We start from the raw sequence: 2928 nt of genomic DNA, 5'->3' as shown, positions 1-2928 counted from the left end.
GTCATTCCGGGATGGTGCGTTAGCACCAGACCCGGAATCTCGAGATTCCGGGTTCGATGCTTCGCATCGCCCCGGAATGACGGCTATACTACCAGCATTCGGAGACCCCCGTTAGATGTCCACACTCGATCTTGCCCCCAGTCCGAGCGATCTGCGCTCGCTCGCCGAACAATCCAACGCCTGGCCGTTCGAACAGGCGAAGGCGATCGTCGCACGGCTGAAGAAGAAGCCGAAGGACGAGGTGCTGTTCGAGACCGGCTACGGACCGTCGGGACTGCCGCATATCGGCACCTTCGGCGAGGTCGCGCGCACCACCATGGTGCGGCACGCGTTCCGCGTGCTGACCGATGACAAGATCAAGACGCGGCTGCTGGCGTTCTCCGACGACATGGACGGCCTGCGCAAGGTGCCGGACAACGTGCCGAACAAGGAGATGCTGGAAAAACATCTCGGCAAGCCGCTGACCACAGTGCCGGATCCGTTCGGCACCCATCCGAGCTTCGGCGCGCACAACAATGCGCGGCTGCGCGCCTTTCTCGATACGTTCGAATTCGATTACGAGTTCGCTAGCTCGACCCAATACTACAAGTCGGGAAGATTTGACGCGACGCTACTGATGATGCTTGAGCGCATCGACAAGGTGATGGCGATCATGCTGCCGAGCTTGCGCGAGGAGCGCGCGGCGAGCTATTCGCCGTTCCTGCCGATCTGCCCGCGCACCGGCGCGGTGCTCTATGTGCCGATATCGGAACACGACGTGAAGGCCGGCACGATCTCCTATGACGATCCCGAGACCAAAGATCGCGTGACGCTTCCGGTCACCGGCGGACACTGCAAGCTGCAATGGAAGCCGGACTGGGCGATGCGCTGGGCAGCGCTTGGCGTCGACTATGAAATGGCCGGCAAGGACCTGATCGACTCCGTCAAGTTGTCGGGCAAGATCTGCGCGGCGCTCGACGGTCTGCCGCCCGAGGGCTTCAACTACGAACTGTTTCTCGACGAAAAGGGCCAGAAGATTTCGAAGTCGAAGGGCAACGGGCTCACCATCGACGAGTGGCTGCGCTATGCGTCGCCGGAATCGTTGTCGCTGTTCATGTACCGCGAGCCGAAGTCGGCGAAGCGGCTGTATTTCGACGTGATCCCGCGCAATGTCGACGACTACCAGCAATTCCTCGAAGGGTATCCACGGCAGGACGCCAGGCAGCAGCTCGCCAATCCGGTTTGGCACATCCATGCCGGCCATCCGCCCAAGGCGGACATGCCCGTCACCTTCCAGCTCCTGCTGACGCTGGTGTCGTCGTCGAACGCGGAGAACGCCGCGACGCTCTGGGGTTTTATCGGGCGCTACCGTCCGGGCGTCACGCCGCAGACCCATCCCAAGCTCGATGCGATGGTCGGCTACGCCATCAACTATTATCGGGACTTCGTGGCGCCGACCAAGCAGTTCCGCCAGCCGACCGACGTCGAACGCGCCGCGCTGCAGGACCTGCGCGATGCGCTGTCGCAGCTGCCGGCAGACGCCTCGGCTGAAGATATCCAGAACGTGGTCTACGAAATCGGCCGGCGCGAGCCGTTCCTCGATACGAAAAAGGCAAAGGACGGCAAGCCGGGCGTCTCGCTCGACTGGTTCAACATGCTCTACCAGGTGCTGTTGGGTCAGGAAAAAGGCCCGCGCTTCGGCTCCTTCGTCGCGGTGTACGGTCTCGCGAACGCAGTGGCGATGATCGACGGCGCGCTGGCGCGATCGGCTTAGAGGTCGTTGCGATCAGTTCCCTTCTCCCACAAGGGGAGAGGGGAAAAGCGTACCGCTGCGGATGAGCAATGCTCGTCACGCGCAGGTGCCGGCAATGACGGCCGTCTGAAATTGCGCTACAATAGAGGTATAAGAACGATCCTGGCCTCCGCCGAGGGGCAGACAACACGGGGAGATGCTCATGCAGTTCAGGGTTTCGCCGAAAACGCTTGGCGAGTACAGCGCCGAGGAATGGCAGGCGCGGGTCGACCTCGCGGCCGCGCACCGGCTGGCCTTCAACCAGGGCTTCAGCGAAGGCATCTTCAACCATCTGACCTTCGTGGTGCCGGGCCGCAGCGACCGCTACTACCAGATCCCGTTCGGGATGCACTGGTCCGAGGTCACGGCCTCTTCCTTCATGGAAGTCGGTATCGACGACGGCAAGGTCAAGCGAGGCGAGGGCGAGGTGGAACGTTCCTGCTACTGCATTCATGCGCCGATCCACAAGGCGCTGCCGCAGGCCAAGGCGGTGTTCCATACCCACATGCCCTATGCCAGCGCGCTCACGCGTCTGGAAGATCCGCGCATCAAGGAGATCGGCCAGACCGAAGTCGGGATGTCCGGCGAGATTGCGTATGACGACGAATACACCGGTCCGGCGCTCGATCCGGCCGAAGGCGCCCGCCTCGCCGGGGTGATCGGCGACAAGACGGTGTTGTTCATGGCCAATCACGGCATCTCCACGGTCGGCGAAACCGTCGCCGACGCCTATGACCGGCTCTATTACATCGAGCGCGCGGCGCAGGTTCAGATCTACGCGATGTGGACCGGGCAGCCTCTGAAGAAGCTTCCAGACGCCGTGGTCGAGAAGACCAAGCGGGATATCGGCGGGGCCAGCCTCTACAAGGGGCCCAGCCCGGCGCAGCGGCATTTCGATGCCCTGAAGCGCATCCTCGACCGGAAGGAACCCGACTACACGTCGTAGGCAAGAGAATACGCACCTTCTTCCTTCTCCCCTTGTGGGAGAAGGTGTCCGCGATACGAAGTATCGTGGACGGATGAGGGGTCTGCATCCGCGGAGAGAAACCCATCACCCGTCACGAACGCGCGTCGCGCGTCCGTGCCACCCTCTCCCACAAGGGGAGAGGGGAAGAAGGGCTACTGGCTCGCCCACACGATCCGCGCGATCCACTCGA

General features: G+C 62.5%; 2 protein-coding genes. Both read left to right on the top strand.

All coding sequences use genetic code 11. The features are described 5' to 3' along the window. Positions 1 to 115 precede the first annotated feature (115 nt). Positions 116 to 1753 carry a lysine--tRNA ligase gene (locus tag QZ213_RS26785; RefSeq protein WP_291689064.1) on the top strand — a complete coding sequence of 546 codons (1638 nt, stop codon included), beginning with the start codon at positions 116 to 118 and terminating at the stop codon, positions 1751 to 1753. Positions 1754 to 1934: 181 nt separating this feature from the next. Beyond that, entirely contained in the window at positions 1935 to 2717 is a 783-nt protein-coding gene (locus tag QZ213_RS26780) for a class II aldolase/adducin family protein (RefSeq protein WP_291689063.1), read from the top strand. Positions 2718 to 2928 lie beyond the last annotated feature (211 nt).

This window comes from Bradyrhizobium sp., assembly GCF_017881085.1.
In the GTDB taxonomy this organism is placed as follows: Bacteria; Pseudomonadota; Alphaproteobacteria; order Rhizobiales; family Xanthobacteraceae; genus Bradyrhizobium.
Note: the sequence above shows the minus strand (reverse complement) of the source record. Positions and strands in the feature narration are given on the sequence as shown.